The organism is Acinetobacter silvestris (assembly GCF_002135235.1).
Classification (GTDB): Bacteria; Pseudomonadota; Gammaproteobacteria; order Pseudomonadales; family Moraxellaceae; genus Acinetobacter; species Acinetobacter silvestris.
Genome location: NZ_NEGB01000002.1, coordinates 378,780 through 400,359 on the forward strand (window position 1 = coordinate 378,780; position 21,580 = coordinate 400,359).

Annotated in this window: 18 protein-coding genes; 10 read left to right on the plus strand and 8 right to left on the minus strand. The window is 39.0% G+C overall.

Translation table 11 applies throughout. The features are described from left to right. Window positions 1-3: 3 nt before the first annotated feature. From rbtA to cxpE, 3 genes are all read right to left on the minus strand, one after another. Window positions 4-1,824: a rhombotarget A gene (rbtA, locus tag B9T28_RS05080; RefSeq protein WP_086202865.1), complete on the minus strand. Its 1,821-nt coding sequence runs from the start codon at window positions 1,822-1,824 to the stop codon at window positions 4-6. A 112-nt stretch (window positions 1,825-1,936) separates the two neighbouring features. Continuing rightward, on the minus strand, window positions 1,937-2,644 hold the full coding sequence (gene hda, locus B9T28_RS05085; protein ID WP_086202866.1) for a DnaA regulatory inactivator Hda: 708 nt from the start codon (window positions 2,642-2,644) through the stop codon (window positions 1,937-1,939). A gap of 16 nt (window positions 2,645-2,660) precedes the next feature. Next, complete coding sequence (gene cxpE / locus B9T28_RS05090; protein WP_086202867.1) at window positions 2,661-3,863, minus strand: chloramphenicol efflux transporter CxpE; 1,203 nt, start codon at window positions 3,861-3,863, stop codon at window positions 2,661-2,663. 134 nt (window positions 3,864-3,997) lie between these two features. Between cxpE and purM the strand changes: the two genes are divergently transcribed. Both purM and purN read left to right on the plus strand, forming a co-directional pair. Next, window positions 3,998-5,065 carry a phosphoribosylformylglycinamidine cyclo-ligase gene (purM, locus tag B9T28_RS05095; protein WP_086202868.1) on the plus strand — a complete coding sequence of 356 codons (1,068 nt, stop codon included), beginning with the start codon at window positions 3,998-4,000 and terminating at the stop codon, window positions 5,063-5,065. Window positions 5,066-5,075: 10 nt separating this feature from the next. Next, on the plus strand, window positions 5,076-5,708 hold the full coding sequence (purN, locus tag B9T28_RS05100) for a phosphoribosylglycinamide formyltransferase (protein WP_086202869.1): 633 nt from the start codon (window positions 5,076-5,078) through the stop codon (window positions 5,706-5,708). A 138-nt stretch (window positions 5,709-5,846) separates the two neighbouring features. On the opposite strand, the gene sthA is transcribed toward purN, so the two are convergent. Then, window positions 5,847-7,262, minus strand: a complete 1,416-nt coding sequence (gene sthA, locus B9T28_RS05105; protein WP_086202870.1) for a Si-specific NAD(P)(+) transhydrogenase — start codon at window positions 7,260-7,262, stop codon at window positions 5,847-5,849. Window positions 7,263-7,461: 199 nt separating this feature from the next. On the opposite strand from sthA, the gene lipA reads away from it, so the two are divergent. Together lipA and B9T28_RS05115 are read left to right on the plus strand one after the other, a co-directional pair. Further along, a complete protein-coding gene (gene lipA / locus B9T28_RS05110; RefSeq protein ID WP_086202871.1) occupies window positions 7,462-8,475 on the plus strand; it encodes a lipoyl synthase in 1,014 nt (337 codons plus the stop codon). 181 nt (window positions 8,476-8,656) lie between these two features. Further along, the gene (locus B9T28_RS05115) at window positions 8,657-9,043 is read left to right on the plus strand and encodes a carboxymuconolactone decarboxylase family protein (protein ID WP_086202872.1); all 387 of its coding nucleotides are present in this window, start codon (window positions 8,657-8,659) and stop codon (window positions 9,041-9,043) included. Between the two features lie 124 nt (window positions 9,044-9,167). Here the strand turns inward: B9T28_RS05115 and B9T28_RS05120 are convergent, their stop codons facing one another. Beyond that, complete coding sequence (locus B9T28_RS05120) at window positions 9,168-10,511, minus strand: amidohydrolase (RefSeq protein ID WP_086202873.1); 1,344 nt, start codon at window positions 10,509-10,511, stop codon at window positions 9,168-9,170. 249 nt (window positions 10,512-10,760) lie between these two features. Here B9T28_RS05120 and B9T28_RS05125 point away from each other — a divergent pair, with 249 nt between their 5' ends. Continuing rightward, a complete protein-coding gene (locus B9T28_RS05125; RefSeq protein WP_086202874.1) occupies window positions 10,761-11,270 on the plus strand; it encodes a tetratricopeptide repeat protein in 510 nt (169 codons plus the stop codon). A gap of 151 nt (window positions 11,271-11,421) precedes the next feature. On the opposite strand, the gene B9T28_RS05130 is transcribed toward B9T28_RS05125, so the two are convergent. Beyond that, on the minus strand, window positions 11,422-11,961 hold the full coding sequence (locus tag B9T28_RS05130; RefSeq protein WP_086203044.1) for a cysteine peptidase family C39 domain-containing protein: 540 nt from the start codon (window positions 11,959-11,961) through the stop codon (window positions 11,422-11,424). Between the two features lie 249 nt (window positions 11,962-12,210). Here B9T28_RS05130 and ahcY point away from each other — a divergent pair, with 249 nt between their 5' ends. The 5 genes from ahcY to B9T28_RS05155 all read left to right on the plus strand — a co-directional run bounded on the left by ahcY (window position 12,211) and on the right by B9T28_RS05155 (window position 19,435). Then, window positions 12,211-13,593: an adenosylhomocysteinase gene (gene ahcY, locus B9T28_RS05135; protein WP_086202875.1), complete on the plus strand. Its 1,383-nt coding sequence runs from the start codon at window positions 12,211-12,213 to the stop codon at window positions 13,591-13,593. A 157-nt stretch (window positions 13,594-13,750) separates the two neighbouring features. Further along, the gene (gene metF, locus B9T28_RS05140; protein ID WP_086202876.1) at window positions 13,751-14,587 is read left to right on the plus strand and encodes a methylenetetrahydrofolate reductase [NAD(P)H]; all 837 of its coding nucleotides are present in this window, start codon (window positions 13,751-13,753) and stop codon (window positions 14,585-14,587) included. Window positions 14,588-14,668: 81 nt separating this feature from the next. After that, window positions 14,669-15,388, plus strand: a complete 720-nt coding sequence (locus tag B9T28_RS05145) for a 16S rRNA (uracil(1498)-N(3))-methyltransferase (protein ID WP_086202877.1) — start codon at window positions 14,669-14,671, stop codon at window positions 15,386-15,388. A gap of 441 nt (window positions 15,389-15,829) precedes the next feature. Then, complete coding sequence (locus B9T28_RS05150; RefSeq protein ID WP_086202878.1) at window positions 15,830-18,109, plus strand: NADP-dependent malic enzyme; 2,280 nt, start codon at window positions 15,830-15,832, stop codon at window positions 18,107-18,109. 84 nt (window positions 18,110-18,193) lie between these two features. Next, the gene (locus B9T28_RS05155) at window positions 18,194-19,435 is read left to right on the plus strand and encodes a multifunctional CCA addition/repair protein (RefSeq protein WP_086202879.1); all 1,242 of its coding nucleotides are present in this window, start codon (window positions 18,194-18,196) and stop codon (window positions 19,433-19,435) included. A 204-nt stretch (window positions 19,436-19,639) separates the two neighbouring features. Here the strand turns inward: B9T28_RS05155 and B9T28_RS05160 are convergent, their stop codons facing one another. Together B9T28_RS05160 and sppA are read right to left on the minus strand one after the other, a co-directional pair. Next, a complete protein-coding gene (locus B9T28_RS05160; RefSeq protein ID WP_086202880.1) occupies window positions 19,640-20,440 on the minus strand; it encodes an alpha/beta hydrolase in 801 nt (266 codons plus the stop codon). Between the two features lie 45 nt (window positions 20,441-20,485). Next, a complete protein-coding gene (gene sppA / locus B9T28_RS05165; RefSeq protein ID WP_086202881.1) occupies window positions 20,486-21,502 on the minus strand; it encodes a signal peptide peptidase SppA in 1,017 nt (338 codons plus the stop codon). Window positions 21,503-21,580: the final 78 nt, after the last annotated feature.

A 21,580-nucleotide genomic window follows, 5' to 3' on the forward strand; every position in this document is an offset into this window, starting at 1 on the left:
ACCCTATTTATTTTTAAATCTACGAAAACCCACTAATCCAAACAGTGAAATTAAAGTGATTAAGCCAGTACTACCACCAGATGTTTTAACTTTCTTGTTTTCAAAATTATTCTTTGGACTCTGCACAATGCGAGTTGGTATTTCTAAATAAGGGTTTTTTGAATCACTAAAACGGGTTGTCGATGTTATGACTAAAAGTTTGAACTCATCCGTACCATGCCAATTTCCATTTGGAATATAGGTCACATTACCTTCTTGATCAATCGTGGTTGTTCCTTTGGAAACAGTATTGGTTTGCACAATTTTCAAACAACCCGCTTGCCAAGGTTTACCCGTAGGATTATCACCCAATAATGCTTGACACTGATCTGCGGCAATCAACTCACCATCTTGTAACTGATCAGCAATCGACATTTTTCCTGTGCCACCATAGAAAAGGTCTGAACCAATATTCGAGCCTGTAGAGACATTAACAACTAATTCAATTGCACCAATGTCACAAAGCTCTAAGTTGGCAGGCCTAGCCTTACCACGTTGATCACTTCCTTCACAACTGATTAAATCTTTACCCAACTGCGGTCCATGATTGACAATCAGCGAGTCAGACAATTGTTTATCCGTCGACAATAATCTAGGTTTAAAATAACCGAGTGCAGTATCAGCATAATCCTTAAACGGACACAATATGCCATCCGAAGTTATGTCACATTTTCCTTCTGTTGTACTGCCTGCAATTAATTTTACAGCGCCTAAGGCTTGCGAGCCAATTCCTGTACAGCCGCTCGAATACAAGTTATTACTCATATGCGTAGCATCACCACCGGCAATCACTTTACAGTCTTCCGTCCCATTCTTAGCAAGAATACTGTTTGCAACATACCCTTGATTAAATGGTGCATTGAAAATCAACCCCATCGTATTCATAATCATGGTCACGTTATTAACTAACATCCCATCAAAAACTTTAACGATATACCCTTTATTATTAAAAATAGTACTGTTCCAGATTCCTCGAGTGAGTTTAGCACCAGTGGTTTTACTGGTTTCTTCATCAAAACCATCACGAACATCAAACAAAGCTGCCTCAGGATCAGTTACCTCATTATCCTGAACTACAGATTGAGAAACCACAAATTGAGGTATTTCACTATAAACAATCCCACCCTGACTTGCTTTATTTGCTTTGATTAACGTTCTTGTTAAAGATACTGAACTCAGTGCTTTATTTTTTTCATATAAACCCGAATTATAAATAGCACCACCTTGACGAGCACTACCATTCAATAATTGACCATATTGAATACTTAAGCCTTCTTTATTATAAATTAAACCACCCTGATCAGCACAACCACCTTGCCCGCAACCAACCAAGGATACTTCATTAAATTGCACTAAAATCAGAGCATTATTATCAACAACCGTACCATCATCATTCGTAATCGGTGGTGCTAACGTGTGGTCTAATAAGAATAAACGGTCTTTACCTACCATTTTAATGACGGCATTATTTTTACCGAGAACATTATTATCAGTTACATTAGTCTCATAACTTGATTTGATTTGAACAGTTTTATAAATTTCAATCTGTTTATTGAGTTTATACTCAGATTTTCCATTTAAAATAATAGTATTGGTTGCCTCTTTACCACCACAGCCATTATAGCCAGCTTCAGGCATACCCTGATTGACATATTCAACAGCTTCACGTAATGAGCACTGATTATCTGCCTTAACAACATCATCCGTTGTCGTAACAGTAATATTGGCACTATATACCTGTCCAGCAAAACACAATAATCCTAAGCCTATGCCCCGGTTGAGCATTACAGTCTCCTTAATTTATTTTAATTATTTCTTAATGAACCAACATAAATGTATGGTTTTAAATCCTTTTGCGTACTTTGTCACAGCTTAAAAAAATTCACAAGAATTTTAATTACTGTCGGTACTCATCTATCAAAGCAAATATTTGTTTCAATGTTGCATTTGATAACCTGGTTTTTTCACCTTTCAGTAATTTTTCAAGTTGATCCATAGATTGCAAGAGTGTACTCGTTTGATATGGACCATGTAATAGCAAATATTCCGTAATTTGCAAGTCAAAATGTACACCCCGACGTTCTAGTACAGAACAAATCAAGGCCTGACGATCGGCATACGAATGTCCACTGGGAACTTTCACACTTACTGCTTGGGTCAAGCGAGATTGTAAATCTGGTAATTCTAATTTTAATTCAATCGGTGCAACTCTTGAAGAAAACACCAATTGCCCACCACCTTCATTATTATTATTGATTAAATGAAAAACTGCCTTTTGCCAATGTGGCACACCACTTATTGACTCTATATCATCAAGTGCCACTAAATCATATCTTTCAAGTGAGGTAATCGCTTCAATCGGTGCATCCAGTAACTCTAATAAAGATACTTTAATAGCGGTTTTACCGACATCTAAATATGAATCACAAATGGCTGACAATAAATGGCTTTTGCCAGTTCCTGCTCCGCCATAAATATAGAAGCGGTTCATGAGTCCTGCATGTAATTGTCTTACTGCATCAATTACAGGCCCCCATCCTGGACCAGAAAAATCGCTAATTCTGGCATCCAACTGTGGTTCTATATTCAATTGCAATTGACGCATAATTCACTCTTCAGCCCTATAATGGATCTTTATCAGTTTTGACTGATTCTTCAGTATCTTGCGTGTTTTTAAATTCAATATCAAGATTCACATGATCATTGACCATCGAAACTGTAGTGGTATCACCATGATTTTGCAGCCCAACGATTGAAGTATTGGATTGATAAAATTGACTTTGCTCATACCATCCCTTGGCATGCTTTAATAAAACGACAATGATCGCCGCCACTGGAAGTGCAATTAACATCCCCATAAATCCGCCTAGTTGCGCGCCTGCAAGTACGGCAAAGACAACAGCGACTGGTGATAAACCAATTTTATCGCCCAATAAAAAGGGTTGTAAAACATAGCCTTCAAGTAGTTGACCAATTCCAAAAACCACAGCAACTAAAGCCAAATGTGTCCAATCTAGTCCAAACTGGAAGAATGTTGCAATGACTGCCGAAATAATCCCGACACCAAAACCTAAATAAGGAATAATACTGGCTAAACCTGCCACCATTCCAATGATTAAACCAACTTCTAGCCCAATCAATTGCAAACCAACAGCATAAACAATGCCAAGCAAAACCATGACTAAAAACTGGCCTTTGACAAATGCCCCCAAGACACTGTGACATTCTCCAACTATTTCTAAGGTGCTGTGTTCGTATTTCAGTGGGATTAAGGCTTTTAAATTTTGCAACATCCGATTCCAATCGAGTAAAAAATAAAATGCAATAATTGGAATTAAAACAATAGTCCCGCCAATCTGAATAAAACTTAAGCCAGATTGAGCAATTTTTAAGGCCATTGCCTGAATGCTATCCGCACTATAATTGGTCTGCACATAATCCATGACCACTTTGGAAATTTGTTCAGTATCAATTTCCATCGGGGCAACATTAAATTGATGTGAAACCCATGGTAAAAAAGTTGCATTAATCCAATGAATACCTTCAGGAATACTATCTCGTGCATAGATAAGTTGCTTCCATACCAATGGAACAACAAACCACATCGCCCATGTCACGCCGACACAAATGACAATAAAAACGATCGCAATGGCAAGCCATCTTGGTAAAAAACGATGCAGTTTCTCAACCAGTGGGCTAAATAAATAGGCAATTAAAAAAGCTGCAACAAAAGGGATCACTACAGGCTTTAATAAGTACAAAACCCATAAAATTAATGCAATACCCGCAAGAATAAAAATTCGTTTTAATGTCTGATCGTGCATGTAATCACGCCTTATTCATATTTAATCGTTATAAAAAGAAAAATATTTCAGTAAAGATAGCATTTTGGCACATAAATAACATAAGAGTTTCGTATATTCAGGTATAATCGCCGCGCGAATGCGGAGACTTCATTATGAGCAACTCAACTTCCCCAAACACTGGTTTAAGCTACAAAGATGCAGGTGTCGACATTGAAGCGGGAGACGCTCTCGTCGACCGAATCAAATCTGTCGCTAAGCGCACATCACGTCCTGAAGTTATGGGCGGATTAGGCGGCTTCGGCGCTCTTTGTAAAATCCCTAAAGGTTATGAAGAACCTGTTCTCGTATCTGGCACAGATGGTGTTGGTACAAAATTACGTTTAGCACTCAATTTGAACCGTCATGACACGATTGGTCAAGATTTGGTTGCAATGTGCGTAAACGATCTTCTTGTATGTGGTGCTGAACCATTATTCTTCCTTGACTACTATGCAACTGGTCACTTAAATGTCGATGTTGCTGCCAATGTAGTCACAGGTATTGGTGCGGGTTGTGAGCTTGCAGGCTGTGCATTGGTTGGCGGTGAAACTGCTGAAATGCCAGGTATGTATGAAGGCGAAGACTATGATCTTGCAGGTTTCTGCGTAGGTGTGGTTGAGCAAAGCAAAATTATTGATGGTACCAAAGTAAAAGCTGGTGACGTATTGATTGGTGTTGCATCAAGCGGTGCACACTCAAATGGTTATTCTTTACTTCGTAAAATTATAGATGTTAAAAACCTTGATTTAACCCAAATCGTTGATGGTCGCCCACTTGCAGATGTAGCAATGGAACCGACACGTATTTATGTCAAATCACTGCTTCAACTTTGCAAAGAAGTTGATGTTCACGCGATGGCACACATTACGGGTGGCGGTTTACCGGGTAACTTACCTCGTGTACTTCCAAACGGTGCTCAAGCAGTAGTGAATGAGTCATCTTGGGAATGGCCAGAATTGTTCAAACTTCTTCAACGTGAAGGTGGTGTTGAACAGTTTGAAATGTACCGCACATTCAACTGTGGTGTTGGTATGGTTATCGTAGTTGATGCGGCTGATGCTGACAAAACTATTGAATTATTGACAAGCCTTGGTGAAAAAGCTTGGGCAATGGGCCAAATTCAAGAAAATGCGGAATCCGTTGATGGTGCTGACGAAAAAATTCGCGTAATTTTTGCATAAAGAGCGACGCATGATCAAAATTGCTGTCCTCGTTTCAGGCAGTGGAAGTAACTTACAAGCCCTGATAGATGCCAATCTGTCAGGTCAAATTATTGGAGTTATTTCCAATAAGCCAGGAGCTTATGCTTTAGAACGTGCAAAAAATGCGGGTATTGCAACTGCAATTATTGAACATAAACAATATCCAAATCGTGAAGCTTTTGATGATGTCATGCATCAGCAATTGCTCGATTGGGATGTTGACCTCGTCGTTCTGGCTGGCTTTATGCGCATTTTAAGTGCCAAATTTGTAAAAGCTTGGGAAGGGAAAATGGTGAATATCCACCCTTCTCTATTGCCGCAATACAAAGGTATGCATACCCACCAACGTGTACTCAATACAGGTGATGTCATACATGGCTGTACCGTGCATTATGTCACGGCGGAATTAGATGCAGGCCAAGCACTGACGCAAGGTGTAATGAAAGTTCGTGTGCAAGATGATGCTATTTCTTTGGCAAATCGAGTTCATGTATTGGAGCATATCATCTATCCTCAAGCGGTAGAGTGGATTTGTAATGGTACACTGCAACATACTTCGCAAGGCCAAGTCCTATACAAAGGTCAGCCCTTAGTTGAGCCCATTCAGTTCTGTAAGCTTTAATTTTTGAAAATGAAATAGTCAGACTTAAAAGCCAGTTATGTAAATAGCTGGCTTTTTCTTATTTTTAAATAGCAATATTCAGGTATAAAAAATCCGCAAGTCATCACTTACGGATTTAATTGATAAAATTGTTAAATATTAGAACAAACGATTCATACCATTTAATGTTGCTACACGATATGCTTCCGCCATCGTTGGATAGTTAAAAGTCGTTTCAACAAAATACTTAATGGTGTTATTACCACTTTGCATTACTGCCTGACCAATATGAATAATCTCTGCAGCATTATTACCAAAACAATGCACACCCAGTAATTCTAAAGTATCACGATGGAACAAAATTTTAAGTTCACCAGTGGTATCACCCGTAATTTGCGCACGCGCCAAATGACGGAAAGAGGCTTGTCCAACTTCATAGGGAATTTTTTCAGCAGTCAACTGGCTTTCTGTTTTACCAAAGAATGATATTTCAGGAATAGTATAAATTCCTGTCGGAATATCTTTTACAGGTTTAACATCTTTCTCGCCACTCATATTTGAACCCGCACAACGACCTTGGTCATATGCCGCAGATGCCAAAGATGGCCAACCAATCACATCACCCGCAGCATAAACATTTTCAACTTCAGTCTGATATTGATCATTGACTGCAAGCTGACCACGGCTATTTGGTGTAATACCAACATTTTCCAAACCTAACCCATCAGTATTACCTGAACGACCGTTACACCACAAAATTGCATCTGCTTTAATTTTTTTGCCACTTTGTAAATGCATTACCACGTGATCATCAAATGTTTCCAAACGCTCAATTTGTTCATTATGACGAATTAACACACCCTGCTCACGTAAGTGATATGACAAGGCATCTGCAATTTCATCATCCAAATAACTGAGTAATTGATGTTGGGTATTAATCAAATCAACTTTATGATCAAGCCCAATGAAAATTGATGCATATTCACAACCAATCACCCCTGCACCATAAATAATAATCTTATGAATTGGGAAATCTAGATCTAATATTTTATCTGAATCGAATACACGTGGATGATTAAAGTCTAAACCTTGTGGGTGATATGGACGACTACCCGTAGCTAACACTAATTGTTTAAAACTGAGTGTTTCTTTAATACCATCATCACTAAAAATGAGTACTGTACTTTTATCTTGGATATAAGCACGACCATGAAATACATCAATATTATTTCGGTCATAAAAACGTGAATGTGTATCTACTTGTTGTTGAATGACTTTATGGGCATTACGTAACACTTGTTTCATGGTGAATTGCTTCCAATCCCCCACTTTCTTAAACATTGGATCACGTTGATATCGAATAATGCTAGAAACTGTTTGACGTAATGCTTTACTTGGAATTGTGCCAACATGGGTACAATTTCCACCCAGTTGTTCACGAATATCAACTATTGCAACACGCTTACCAGATTTAGCAAGCTTCATTGCCGCGCCTTCACCAGCAGGTCCTGAACCAATTACGACAGCATCGTATTTTGAAAAATTCCCACTAACGACTTCTTTTTTACGTGGCATTCAAAGCTCCTTATACTCAAATTCTGTATATATCTTATCTATATTATGACCTAATCTTTACCATTTTTCTGTATTTACCTAGCATATATTATGTGATGACCACATTTAGGAAATGAATAGTGTTTTTACCCTATCATTTTTCAATTCCGCTATAATATAAATAAATATCCCCCGTCAAAAAACAGTGGAAAAGTTGAATATGTCAGAGAACCGTAAACCTGAACAGGGTGTTAAGCTACGTGGTGCAGAAAAAGTTGCCCGTATTCCTGTAAAAGTTATCCCAACGGTTGAAACGCCTCGAAAGCCAGATTGGATTCGGGTAAAAATGGCTGCGCCTGATGAAGTTCAACGCATAAAAACAACATTACGTGCGCAAAAACTCCATACCGTTTGTGAAGAAGCAGCCTGTCCAAACCTCCCAGAATGTTTCGGTGGTGGTACTGCAACCTTTATGATTATGGGTGATATTTGTACCCGCCGTTGCCCATTTTGCGACGTGGCGCATGGCCGACCAAATGCACTCGATGCCGATGAACCTCGTCATATGGCTGAAACCATTTCGAATCTTGGTTTAAAATACGCAGTGATTACCTCTGTAGACCGTGATGATCTTTTAGATGGCGGCGCTCAACACTTTGTCGATTGTATTAAAGAAGCTCGCGCTTTAAGCCCAAAAACATTATTAGAAATTCTAGTGCCTGACTTCCGTGGTCGTATGGATGTTGCTTTACGCATCATGACTGAATGCCCACCTGATGTGTTTAACCACAATATTGAAACTGTACCGCGTTTGTATAAAGCAATGCGTCCAGGTTCAGATTATCAACATTCTTTAAATCTGTTGAAAATGTTTAAAGAATATTGCCCTGATGTACCAACTAAATGCGGCTTGATGGTAGGACTCGGTGAAACCGAAGAAGAAGTGCTAGCTTTATTAGATGATCTTCGTGCACATAATGTAGATTACATTACGATTGGTCAATACTTACAGCCATCTAAACAACATGCTCCGCTTGACCGCTTTGTTACCCCTGAAGAATTTGAACGTTATACCGCACACGGTCAAAAGTTAGGATTTAAAAATATTTGGGCAGCGCCAATGGTACGTTCAAGTTATTTTGCAGATCGTCAATATTATGGTGAGCCTGTTCCAGCAGTACGTCGTAAAACTGATCCTGCTAAAAAAATTACCGTACAAACCATTGAAGCATAAGTTTTATTCAGAACATTAAACACAAGAAAAGCTCTCATTGATTGAGGGCTTTTTTATTGAATTTAAGAATAATGTAGTTAATCAAAGTTCTCTCTTTAGCTTTGAAACTTTACGACCAATCGCCAATGGTTTTAAAAATTGAATATTTTATGCTGTGAATACTTCAAAAAGAGAAAACACAATGTCACAACAAGATTATAAAAATGGCTTAAAAGTTCGTACAGAAGTTATGGGCAAAAGTTTTGTTCAACGTGCGCAAGACAATACAGTACCCTTTACCCAACCGTTACAAGACTGGATTAATGAACATGCTTGGGGTTCAACTTGGCAACGTGAAGGCGTATTACCACGCAAGTATCGCTCACTGATCACTATTGCTTTTTTAACTGCACTAAAAAGTCCAACAGAACTAAAAGGCCATGTCCGCGGCGCTTTAAATAATGGGGCGACTGTCGAAGAGATTCAGGAAGTTCTGTTACATAGCCTATCTTACTGTGGTGCGCCTGCAACTCAAGAAGCCTTCCGTGCTGCACTGGAAGTGATTAATGAGTATCAACAAACCGAATGATTGATCTCATCATCTTTGCTTTTAAAGATGATGAGATAAAAAGAACTGATACTAGAATAAGGATCAGTTCTTTTAAGCTATTTTCATTCAGTTCATAAAAAACAATTGAAAACCCCACTTAGCTTTAGTTTTTTGCTTTCCAAGCTGCCTGAACTTTTTCAGCAACTGCTGGATAATCCAAAATAAAACGTACATGAGCCTCTACACCCGTTTTTAAAGTTGCATCATCAACAATAAAAAGTGGATTATGATTTGGGGCTGCTTTAGCTAAGTCTTGATTAAGCGGTGTCGCGCCAAGAAAAATAAATAACGATGGCATCAACTTTCCATAATAAGCAAAATCCTCACTCGGACTGGCATTATGTTCTAAAAGATGCAGTTTTGAATCACCAACAACCGACTTCCATGTAGGTGTCATCAGTGCTGTTAAAGTTTTGTCATTATCAGTCACAGGTGCATAGGAGGATAACTCCACTTTCGCGGTGACATCATTTGCAAGTGCAACATGTTCAACCATCACAGGTAACTGTTTCAGCATACTTTGACGAATACCCTCATGGTTGGAACGCATACTTCCCACCATGGTGACTTGCTCAGGAATAATATTGCCTGCTGTACCACCGTGAATATTCCCAATACTCACAGCTCCCATACCTTTACTCAAATCCACCCGACGACTAATTAAGGTTTGTAGGTTATTAATGACTTCAGCAGCGGCAACAATAGGGTCACGCCCTAACCATGGTGTAGAACCATGTACTTGTTGACCATTTAAAGTGATCCGAACTGAATCGGCACTATTTAAAATAACACCATCTTTATAAAAAATATTTCCGCTTGGCATGCCAGCCATGACGTGCATCCCTAACATGACTTCAGGCTTAGGATGATTTAAAGCACCATCACTTATCATTTTACGAGAACCGATCTGATCCCCCTGTGTAAAGTTATCTATATCTGCGCCACCTTCTTCAGCAGGTTGAAACACAAAGATGACCGTTCCTTTAATTTTATCTTTATTAGCCGCCAATATTTTGGCAGCACTTAATAACATGGCCGTATGTGCATCATGACCACAGGCATGCATGACGGATGTTTCTTTCCCTTGATAAATAGCTTTGACTTGACTCGCAAAAGCTAAGCCAGTTTTTTCTGGCATTGGCAAAGCATCCATATCTGCCCGTAAAGCCATTACAGGCCCATCTTGCGAGCCTTTTAAAATTCCAATAACACCCGTTTTTGCAAAACCAGTCTTAACTTCAATACCGTACGATTTAAGCTCTCGCTGCACTAACTCAGAAGTCTTAAACTCCATATTACCCAATTCAGGATTAGCATGAATATGCTGGCGGATTTGAATGGTTTGCTGTTCAACCTTTTGTACAGAATCTTTCACCCAATCTGCAAAACTTAAGCTACTGATACTCAACAATGCTGCTGTTACGCAAATTTGACCATTCATCTTCATGATTTTATGACTTCCCTATAAATATTCACGATGCAATTCATTGCGCAATAAGCATAAATATTAATGAGAATTAAAGGCGAACCTTAGAAGTATATTTTTATATTTATACAATATAGGTTTATAAGATGAAGAGCAGCATTGCCATTGACTAAAAACTTAAGAAACTAAACCCAATAATGAACAGATCAATTGGCTTTTTTCCGCTAAACATTTTAGGCTATAGCAAATATTTTTTTCTTTGGATTTTTTATGTCTAAACTCTCTATCCCAACCGACTTATTCAATCGTGCTGTTGCAGGTAATGCCGAAGCACAATTTGATCTTGCCGAGCTTTATATGCAAAGCGAAGATGAAGATGATAACGAACATGCTGAAGAATGGGCACTTAAAGCTGCACAACTGGGTCATGTTGAAGCTATGTACTGGTTAGGTGAAGGTTATGCTTTTTATGCAAAAGACATGCTAGAAGAAGATCCTGACGAGGCAAAAATCTATTTTGAACATGCTTACCGTTGGCTAGAACAAGCCAGTAAGTTTAAACATCCTGCTGCGATTTTAGAATTGGCTAATTTTTACCGTCGTGGTGATGTCGTTAAGAAAGATGTGGCTAAATCGATTGAACTCGTTCAACAAGCAGCCGAACTAGGTGATGTTCAAGCCATGCGTGATTTGGCTTGTATCTATGAACATGGTTTAGGTCTGCCAGTAGATGAAGCAAAAGCTGAGCTTTGGAACAATAAAGCCAAAGATGCCGAATAAAAAAATAGCCCATTGAATGATGGGCTATTTTTCAATGAAAATAATGCACAAATACTCTAAGTAAATAATTCAATTTCGGTCATCAAATGAAACCCTGATTAAAAGTCATTAAATCATGAAACATCATCGTCGTTAACACATAAAAAACGGATTAATGTAGCGTGCTTGAATGTAAATTAAAATTTTGATCATCAATCACAATTACTTGCTGACAAATTCCATCGACGTTCCTTTGCTGCTCAAACACCTGTGCTGGCATCGCTTCAAATGAATCAAAGAAACAAATTTCATGTTCATCAATAGAATACACTAGCGACTGATTGCCTATACCATCCAAAGTGTCATAGTAAACAATCACTAATTTACCACTCTCAACTGCCTGTTGAATCTGTTGATAACTTAAAGCTGCATGAATGTGAACACCCTGAACTTGGGCATTTTCATAAAAAATAATTTCGTCGGGATCAATATTTGGATCTGGGTCTGTGTAAAAAGACACATTAAAACCAAATTTTTTAAGTGCAAACGCCAATGCAATAGTAAATGTTCCATCGACCCGATCATGTTTGGACGCTTGAATCAATTCTTCAATATTCTTTTCAATACCATGCTGTTGAAAGATCATCCATAACGCAAAAACTCCACAGTTTGATTCAAGATTTAACAACGATTCAGGAATATTTAAAGCCATAAGTTCCATCCCAAAATATGATTGCGCTGATAATAAGCAAAACGACATTGGAACTACAACAATTTCCAAGTACAATATGCGACTCGTCGAGGGGTGCTGCGACTTTTTCACAGGCTGATTTTCAAAAACAGTAATGTGAAATCGCTAGGCTCGACGATTCGGTCAAAACTTCTGTGCAATACTGGTTTTGATCAACAACGGCATCCGCGAACATAACGATCCAATCTATTTTTTATCTAGGAGATCCAGATGAACGCGGTTACTGCTTCATTTACAGATTACAAAGTTGCTGATATCACTCTTGCTGATTACGGCCGTAAAGAAATCAAACTTGCTGAAGCAGAAATGCCAGCATTAATGGGTTTACGTCGTCGCTATGCTGCTGCAAAACCACTTGCTGGCGCAAAAATCCTCGGCTGTATCCACATGACCATTCAAACTGCGGTTCTAATTGAAACCCTAGTTGAATTAGGCGCAGAAGTTCGTTGGACTTCTTGTAACATCTTCTCGACTCAAGACCATGCTGCTGCTGCCATTGCTGCTTCAGGTGTTCCTGTATTTGCTTGGAAAGGCGAAACTGAAGAAGAATACATGTGGTGTCTTGAACAACAAATTAATGTAAATAGCACACCTTGGGATGCCAACATGATTTTGGATGATGGCGGTGATTTAACTGCTGTTGTACATGACAAATACCCTGCTCTCATTGCTAAAATCCACGGTATCACTGAAGAAACCACGACAGGTGTTCAACGTCTTCTAGAAATGTGGAAAGACGGTTCACTTAAAGTTCCTGCAATCAACGTAAATGATTCAGTAACTAAATCTAAAAATGACAACAAATACGGTTGCCGTCACTCTCTAAATGATGCCATCAAACGCGGTACTGACATGCTCATGTCTGGTCGTCGTGCATTAGTTATTGGTTACGGTGATGTAGGTAAAGGTTCTGCGCAATCACTTCGTCAAGAAGGCATGATTGTACGTGTAACTGAAGTCGACCCAATCTGTGCAATGCAAGCATGTATGGACGGCTACGAAGTTGTTTCTCCATACAAAAATGGCGTTCAAACGGGTAAGAAAGAAGACGTAAATGCAGATCTTCTTCAAAATACTGATTTGATCGTAACTACGACGGGTAACTACCACGTATGTGACGCTGCAATGCTGGATACTTTAAAAGCTGGTGCTGTGGTGTGTAACATCGGTCACTTTGACACTGAAATTGATACTAACTATTTACGTGGCTACAAGTGGGTTGAAGTTAAACCTCAAGTACACCAAGTGTATCGTACAGAAAACGAGAACGATTACTTAATCCTTCTTTCAGAAGGTCGTTTGGTCAATCTTGGTAATGCAACAGGTCACCCATCACGTATTATGGATGGTTCTTTTGCCAACCAAGTATTGGGTCAAATGCATTTGTTCGCTGAAAAATTTGCTGATCTTGCTGAAGATCAGAAAAAAGCTGCGATTCGTGTAGAACTGCTTCCTAAGAAATTAGATGAAGAAGTTGCTGCGGCAATGGTTGCTGGTTTTGGCGGCGTATTGACTCAATTAACTCAAGTACAAGCAGACTATTTGCGCGTTCCAGTTGAAGGTCCATTTAAATCTGACTCTTATAAATACTAAGTTTTTAATCCCCCTCTCTTAACTCTCCGTTAGGAGGGGAAATTCCTTCTCTTGCGCTGTGCTAAGTCCAACTTCAGAGCAGTTCAAGCAGAAGGTAAAATGAGGGTCATAACAATAAAAAACCGAAGTATTTACGAATTAAAAAAGGATTTGAAAAATGACTAAACGTATTCCAGTTTCGTTTGAATTTTTTCCAACCAAAACTGATGTGGGCGCAGAAAAACTTCGTGTTGTTCATCAAGAATTACAATTGCTTAATCCTGAGTTCTTTTCTGTAACTTATGGTGCGGGCGGTTCAACGCGTGAACGTACACTTGCAGCAATCAACGATTTTAATGGTAAAGGTACACCTGTTGCCCCTCACCTGTCGTGTATTGGTGATGATAAAGCACGTATCGCTGAATTACTTGATTTGTATAAATCACAAGGTATTGACCGTATTGTGGCACTGCGTGGCGACTTACCTTCGGGTCAAGTGGGCTTGGGCGAACTGCCTTATGCATCTGACCTTGTGGCATTCATTCGTCAACACTCAGGTGATCACTTTCATATTGAAGTTGCAGCTTATCCTGAAATGCATCCGCAAGCAGAAAGCTTTGATAAAGACATTCAAAACTTTATCACCAAAGCACGTGCTGGTGCCAATTCAGCCTTAACCCAATTCTTTTTTAATCCAGATGCCTATTTCTATTTTGTCGATCGCTTACAAAAAGAAGGCATTGATATTCCTGTCGCGCCTGGCATTATGCCCATTACCAACGCCAGCAATTTAATTCGCTTTGCGGATGGTACCGGTGCTGAAATCCCACGTTGGATTCGTAAGCAATTGGCTACCTATGGTGATGACAGCGCAAGTATTAAAGCTTTTGGTCATGAAGTCGTGGTTAAACTGTGTGAACGCCTGATTGCAGGTGGTGCACCAAGTTTGCACTTCTATACCATGAATCACGTTGAGCCAAACCGTCAATTGGTCTTGGATCTTGGTTTAGCTTAATTTATACATTTCAAATTTAGCTCAATACAATATTGGGCTAAATCTAATCTTCTTTTCACCGATTTTTGAGAGTAATACCACATGCCGCGTTTTTTTATTGAAGCTGATTTAGCTGTTGATACGCATGTTGAGTTAACGGAAACCGTTTTCCACCATTGGGTGAAAGTATTACGCGCCAAAGTCGGTGAAAGTGCCACTTTGTTTAATGGACAAGGTGGCGAATATGAAGTTACTTTAGCTGATATCCAAAAAAAATCAGCCACAGTTTTAGTGAATAACTTTAATCCAGATGATCGCACCCCTGCTTTTAGCACTTTACTCGGACAAGTGATGAGTAAAGGCGACCGCATGGATTATGCGATTCAAAAAGCAGTCGAATTGGGTGTTTCTAAGATTCAGCTTTTAACATCTGAACGTTGCGAAATGCGTTTAAAGTACGACCGTGACCAAAAGAAAATCGATCATTGGCAAGGCATTGCCATTGCAGCGTGTGAACAATGTGGTATGAATAAAGTGCCAGAAGTTTTAGCACCACTGACATTAGCCGACTGGCTTGCAACTGAATTACCGACCACTAAACTGGTACTTGCACCAAATAAAGACCAAATCAATGTACTGGAAAATGCAAGCAAAGACATTGCACTGCTGATTGGCCCTGAAGGTGGCTTAAGTGAAATAGAAATTGAATCTGCCAACAAAGTAGGTTTTCAAAATTGGTGTATTGGTGAACGTGTATTGCGTACTGAAACAGCACCTGTTGTCGCATTATCAATACTTTTATATCATTCCAGTCTCAAATAAATCCATTGAAAAGGATAACAAACTCATTTTATCTGACTTAAGAGTAATGAGCACACATCCTAAATGCCTTAAAACTTTTCTTTAAGGCATCGTTAATAAAGTTAAATTAGCATCATAAAATACAGGATAGATTCGGTAATCGCTTCAATACGTGCAATTTTAACTATGCGAATCAGCCAATAAATAAAAATGAAAAGATAGATCTAATCGCTCTATTCTATAAAGCTTCAACTCTTGAAAAAATACACAATACAAAAAGAGACTGTAATTTAAAACAACAGAAAAAAGTTACTTTCTTCCTCCCTAAAAATGATTTTCGGGCTTTATTTTGCACGAAATATCAACTTTTTGACTGTCCGTAATGCTCAACAAATGATATATTCGATCAAATTTAGCCAAAACTACCAGCCTCGCTGGAACAGCGTAATAATCGAGATTCAGATGGATGATCAATCTTTAAAACAGCAAGCCCTTTACTATCACGAATTTCCAACACCGGGAAAAATCAGCGTTACACCAAGTAAGCAACTGATCAATCAACATGATTTAGCACTTGCTTACTCTCCGGGTGTTGCTGCACCGTGTCTTGAAATTCAAAGAGACCCTTCTAAAGCGGCACTATATACAGCTCGTGGCAATTTGGTTGCAGTTATTACAAATGGTACAGCAGTTTTAGGTCTGGGTAATATCGGTCCATTGGCATCAAAACCTGTAATGGAAGGTAAAGGCGTACTCTTTAAAAAGTTCGCGGGTGTTGATGTTTTTGATATCGAGATTGCCGAAAATGATCCTGATAAAATTGTCGATATCGTTGCCGCATTAGAGCCTACTTTTGGTGGGATTAACCTCGAAGATATCAAAGCACCAGAATGTTTCTATATTGAGCAGAAACTTCGTGAACGCATGAATATTCCAGTATTCCATGACGATCAACATGGTACGTCGATTATTGTTGGTTCTGCGCTTCTCAATGCATTGCAATTGAATGGCAAAAAAATTGATGAAATCAAAATTGTTGCTTCAGGCGCTGGTGCAGCTGCCCTTTCTTGCCTAGATTTACTCTGTGCAATTGGTGCAAAAAAAGAAAATATTATCGTAGCTGATTCACGTGGCTTACTCACGACAAAACGTGAAGGCTTAGATGCTTCTAAGCAACGTTATGTTCAGGATATTGATAGCACCCAACTTGCAGATGTCATTGCAGATGCCGATATGTTCTTGGGACTGTCTGCCGCAGGAATTTTAACCAAAGAAATGGTTAAAAAAATGGCTGTTGATCCAATTATTTTTGCATTAGCCAATCCAGATCCTGAAATTTTACCTGAACATGCGCATGAAGTTCGTCCAGATGTGATTATGGCGACGGGTCGTTCAGACTATCCAAACCAAGTTAATAATGCACTTTGTTTCCCTTATATTTTCCGTGGTGCACTAGATGTTGGCGCTACGACGATTAATGAAGAAATGAAAATTGCCTGTGTCCATGCCATTGCACGTATGGCACATGTTGAAGCGGATGCAGCAACGTATGGTGAAAAATCTGCATCATTTGGTCGTGATTATTTAATTCCACGTCCACTTGATCAACGTTTGATCTTAGAAATTGCACCTGCTATTGCTCAAGCAGCAATGGACTCTGGTGTTGCAACGCGTCCTATTGAAGATTTTTCAGCGTATCGTCAACGTTTGTCTGAGTTTGTCTATAACTCTGCATTCATGATGAAACCAATCTTTGCTCAAGCAAAATCGAACCCTAAACGTATCGCTTATGCTGAAGGTGAAGATTTACGTGTTCTTCGTGCTGTGCAAATTGCAGTGGATGAAGGCTTAGCCTTACCAATTTTAATTGGTCGTACTGCCGTCATTGAAGCAAACATTAAAAAATTAGGTTTACGTCTTGAAAATGGAACCAATATCGAAATCGTCGATCAGGAAAAAAACCCTGATTACGAAATGTTTGCAGATGACTACTACACCATCATGCAGCGTAAAGGTGTAACACCTGAATATGCACAACGTGAATCACGTCGTCGCTCAACTTTAATTGCAGCAATGTTAGTTAAATTTGGTAAAGCTGATGGTATGTTGTGTGGTACTTATTCTAGCTATGACATCCATTTAGACTTTGTTAAAAATGTTATTGGTTTAAAAGAAGGTCGTAGTAACTTCTTTACCCTGAATGCATTAATGTTAGAAGATCGTAATCTTTTCATTGCTGATACTTATGTCAATACCAATCCAACTGCTGAACAATTAGCGGAAATGACTATTTTAGCAGCTGAAGAAGTTCGTCGTTTTGGTATGACACCTCGTGTTGCTTTACTTTCACATTCGAGCTTTGGTTCGGATCAGAATGATTCAAGTGCACAAAAAATGCGTCAAGTCTTCAACATTTTAACTGAAATTGCACCTGAGCTTGAAGTTGAAGGCGAAATGCATGGTGATGCAGCATTGGATGAAAATATCCGTCACTTTGCATTCCCAAATTCGCGCTTCAAAGGTTCTGCTAATTTATTGATTATGCCGAATTTGGATGCTGCAAATATTTCATTTAATCTATTGAAAGCAACATCTGGTAACAATGTAACGATTGGCCCGATCTTACTTGGTGCAGCAAAACCTGTACATATTTTAACGCCAACAGCGACCACACGTCGTGTTGTAAATATGACAGCTTTGACGGTTGCTGAGATTCAACAGGCTGAACAAGACGCAATGTAATGAATCTTTAGTCAAAGCTAAAGTTCTTTACTTGAGAAAACCTCTATTCTGTAGCATGATTGCTTGAAGAATAGAGGTTTTTTCATGCAAGTTTATTTAGTAGGCGGTGCCGTCAGAGATCATTTACTCGGACACCCCTATCACGAAAAAGATTATGTTGTTGTCGGGGCAACGCCTGAACAGCTCCTTACACAAGGCTATCAAGCTGTGGGTAAAGATTTTCCTGTTTTTTTGCACCCCGAAACAAAAGAAGAATATGCCCTCGCAAGAACAGAGCGTAAATCAGGTCAGGGGTATCACGGTTTTGAATTTTTTACTGATCCCAATGTCACATTGGAAGAAGATTTAATTCGCCGTGATCTCACCATTAATGCCATGGCTATGGATGATGCTGGCCAAATTTATGACCCCTACCATGGGCAAGCTGATTTAAACAATAAAATTTTACGTCATGTCTCCGATGCTTTTGCTGAAGATCCGTTACGTGTACTGCGTGTTGCACGTTTTGCTGCACGCTATACACAATATGGTTTCACCATTGCAAATGAAACACTGGCATTCATGCAACAATTAGCAGAATCAGGCGAATTACAAGCTTTAACACCTGAACGAGTATGGAAAGAAACAGCACGCGCGCTCATGGAAAATCATGCCGATGTTTACTTTGAAGTATTACGCCAGTGTGGTGCTTTAAAGGTTTTATTCCCTGAAATTGATGCCCTGTTTGGAGTCCCTCAACGCCCAGAATATCATCCTGAGGTTGACTGTGGTATTCATACACTGATGTCATTACAGCAAGCGTGTAAAGCCAATTACTCTTTAGATGTCCGTTATGCTGTTTTAGTGCATGACCTAGGCAAGGCACTTACCCCAAAAGAAGAATTACCACGGCATATCATGCATGAAGAACGTGGAATTCAGCCCGTTATGATCATATCCGATCGTTTAAAGGTTCCGACACAAACCAAACAACTGGCCTTAGCTGTCTGCAAAGAACATTTAAAATGTCATCAGGCATTCACCTTAAAAGCAGGCACATTGTGGCGTTTATTACAACGATTAGATGTATTACGTCGTCCTGAGCGGGTTGAAGCATTTGTACAAGCGTGTGAATGTGATGCTAGAGGTCGCTTAGGCCTAGAAGATCGCGATTATCCTCAAGCACAATATCTGCTAGAAATTATGCAGACTGTACGCGCGATTAAAGCAGCTGATTTACCCACTGAAATTCAAGGTCCAGATATTGGGGAAATGTTGATTCAAAAACGTATCGAAGCGATTGCCGAATTTAAACAACGACTCGGAAATACCTCACATCCCGTTTAGTACTTTGCTTTAAACATTAAAATTTAATGAATTTTAAATAGCAGATCAGATGATCAATTTAAAAAAACTAAAAACCAACGCAATTGCGTTGGTTTTTAAAATGACCTGTTGGCTACACTGTTATACAAATTAATTTGCTTGCTGCCTCATTGAATCAAGCTCAAAATATTTAAACTATGACCCAAATATCTTGAACTTAAAAAATCATTTTTTGAGTTTGGTCTTAATTAATTGTGCCACCGCATGTGGATGCTCCAATGGGAACATATGTCCGCCTTTGGTAACCATAAATGGAATTCCAAGTTTCTTTTGTGTAATTTGCGGAAACTTTTTCTTTAAGAAAGGACTTTCATCCCCCACAACCAAATGAATCGGTAACTTAGGCTTCGACATGGGTAACCACCACTTCGAAGGTGTCGTTCTAAAAATTGCAACTTCATCTGCCTTAGAAATGGTGAGTGTCACCCCACCACGCTCTAAATCATCAATCAATGCATAATCAATATAGGCTTGAAAACAGTCCTCATCAAACTGTTGGTACAATCCTTTTGAACGTAACAAATCATAGGCATGTTGACGAGAATCCCAATGATCACGGCGACGAGCACTCAAACCTGCTGGAGTAATTTTATCCACCATCTTAGGATAAAAAATCTTAGTCAGATGAAATAGAAATGACGCTTTACCCATGATTAAAGGTGGATCAAGCATAATCACTTGCTCAAACAAATCTGGCCGTCGATAAGAAGCTATAAATGTTAAAACTGAACCCAATGAGTGCCCCAAACCAATAACTTTTCGACCTTGCGCATGTTGCTCAATATTATTAATAAGTTGATCAACTAAATACGACCAATGGTTATTAATAGGATAACGTTTATCCGCACCAATGACCGGTACGTCAATAATATCGTAGTCATCTTTTAAATATTCAAAGAGTTTTTGATAAACCTTTGAAGGTACACCATTAGCATGTGCAAAGTGTATTAGTGGTTTAGTACTCATAACATCCTTTTAAAACATTTCAATCATTCAGTATTAGACATTCAATTACTGCATTTTGGTATCTTGATGCATACTTAGCTGCTGACTAAATGCTTCGCCTAAGCTTTGCCCCATTTCTGCGCCTACACGACCTAGAATAGAATCAATTGGACTATGTTCAACCGTATAATTCACTGTTTTATTGACTTTAAGCTCACGCTTTAACGTTTCAATATTACCTGCTTTATCGGCAATCCCTAACTTAATGGCTTGATCGCCAGTCCAAAATAATCCAGAGAAAATTGCAGGATCTTGCGATTTTAATTTAGCACCACGACCTTGTTTCACCGCGTTAATGAAATGCGAATGAACATTATCCAACAACGCCTGAATATGTGCTTTTTGTTCAGGTTTAATTGGTTTCGTCATACTTAAGATGTCTTTATTCTCACCCGAAGTCATGGTGCGATCTTCTACACCTAACTTTTGTGCTAAACCGCTAACACCGTAGTTTGGCATAATCACGCCAATTGACCCGACCAAACTGGATGGATTCACCCAAATTTCATCTGCCGCAGATGCAATATAATATGCACCTGAAGCACCCATGTCCCCAATTAGGGCATAGACTTTCTTTTCAGGGTGCTGTTTTTTCAGATATTGAATCTCTTGCCAAATATCATCAGACTGCACAGGTGAACCACCTGGTGAGTTGATATTTAACACCACAGCTTTATTCGATTTTGCTTCAAAAGCACGCTTTAACGATTTAATCGTATCAGCACTGTTTACACCTTTACTGCTGGCATCAATCGTACCAATGACATCCACAACAGCCAAATGCGAGTCAGTCGTGATGATTTCATCACTTGCTGTTATTGAGCAACTTTTACCCATCAACACCAATACAATAAAGATATATAAGAATGTTAAAATTTTAAAGAAAATCCCCCAACGACGACTACGGCGTTGTTCCTCAACTGAAGCAAGCACCGCTTTTTCTAAAAGCTGCCACTCCTTTCCAGTCGATTGAGCATTGGCATTTGTATTTTCATTTTGTGGTTTAGGTGGCCAATCGGACATAAATACCATCCAAATTAATTTTTAAGGCTTCATTATATACACTGAAAGCAGTTAAACTGTTTAAACATTGAGATTTAA

Coding starts and splice junctions, on each gene's coding strand:
- rbtA (WP_086202865.1), bottom strand. CDS start 1,824: ATGCTCAACCGGGGCATAGGCTTAGGATTATTGTGTTTTGCTGGACAG.
- hda (WP_086202866.1), bottom strand. CDS start 2,644: ATGCGTCAATTGCAATTGAATATAGAACCACAGTTGGATGCCAGAATT.
- cxpE (WP_086202867.1), bottom strand. CDS start 3,863: ATGCACGATCAGACATTAAAACGAATTTTTATTCTTGCGGGTATTGCA.
- purM (WP_086202868.1), top strand. CDS start 3,998: ATGAGCAACTCAACTTCCCCAAACACTGGTTTAAGCTACAAAGATGCA.
- purN (WP_086202869.1), top strand. CDS start 5,076: ATGATCAAAATTGCTGTCCTCGTTTCAGGCAGTGGAAGTAACTTACAA.
- sthA (WP_086202870.1), bottom strand. CDS start 7,262: ATGCCACGTAAAAAAGAAGTCGTTAGTGGGAATTTTTCAAAATACGAT.
- lipA (WP_086202871.1), top strand. CDS start 7,462: ATGTCAGAGAACCGTAAACCTGAACAGGGTGTTAAGCTACGTGGTGCA.
- B9T28_RS05115 (WP_086202872.1), top strand. CDS start 8,657: ATGTCACAACAAGATTATAAAAATGGCTTAAAAGTTCGTACAGAAGTT.
- B9T28_RS05120 (WP_086202873.1), bottom strand. CDS start 10,511: ATGAAGATGAATGGTCAAATTTGCGTAACAGCAGCATTGTTGAGTATC.
- B9T28_RS05125 (WP_086202874.1), top strand. CDS start 10,761: ATGTCTAAACTCTCTATCCCAACCGACTTATTCAATCGTGCTGTTGCA.
- B9T28_RS05130 (WP_086203044.1), bottom strand. CDS start 11,961: ATGGCTTTAAATATTCCTGAATCGTTGTTAAATCTTGAATCAAACTGT.
- ahcY (WP_086202875.1), top strand. CDS start 12,211: ATGAACGCGGTTACTGCTTCATTTACAGATTACAAAGTTGCTGATATC.
- metF (WP_086202876.1), top strand. CDS start 13,751: ATGACTAAACGTATTCCAGTTTCGTTTGAATTTTTTCCAACCAAAACT.
- B9T28_RS05145 (WP_086202877.1), top strand. CDS start 14,669: ATGCCGCGTTTTTTTATTGAAGCTGATTTAGCTGTTGATACGCATGTT.
- B9T28_RS05150 (WP_086202878.1), top strand. CDS start 15,830: ATGGATGATCAATCTTTAAAACAGCAAGCCCTTTACTATCACGAATTT.
- B9T28_RS05155 (WP_086202879.1), top strand. CDS start 18,194: ATGCAAGTTTATTTAGTAGGCGGTGCCGTCAGAGATCATTTACTCGGA.
- B9T28_RS05160 (WP_086202880.1), bottom strand. CDS start 20,440: ATGAGTACTAAACCACTAATACACTTTGCACATGCTAATGGTGTACCT.
- sppA (WP_086202881.1), bottom strand. CDS start 21,502: ATGTCCGATTGGCCACCTAAACCACAAAATGAAAATACAAATGCCAAT.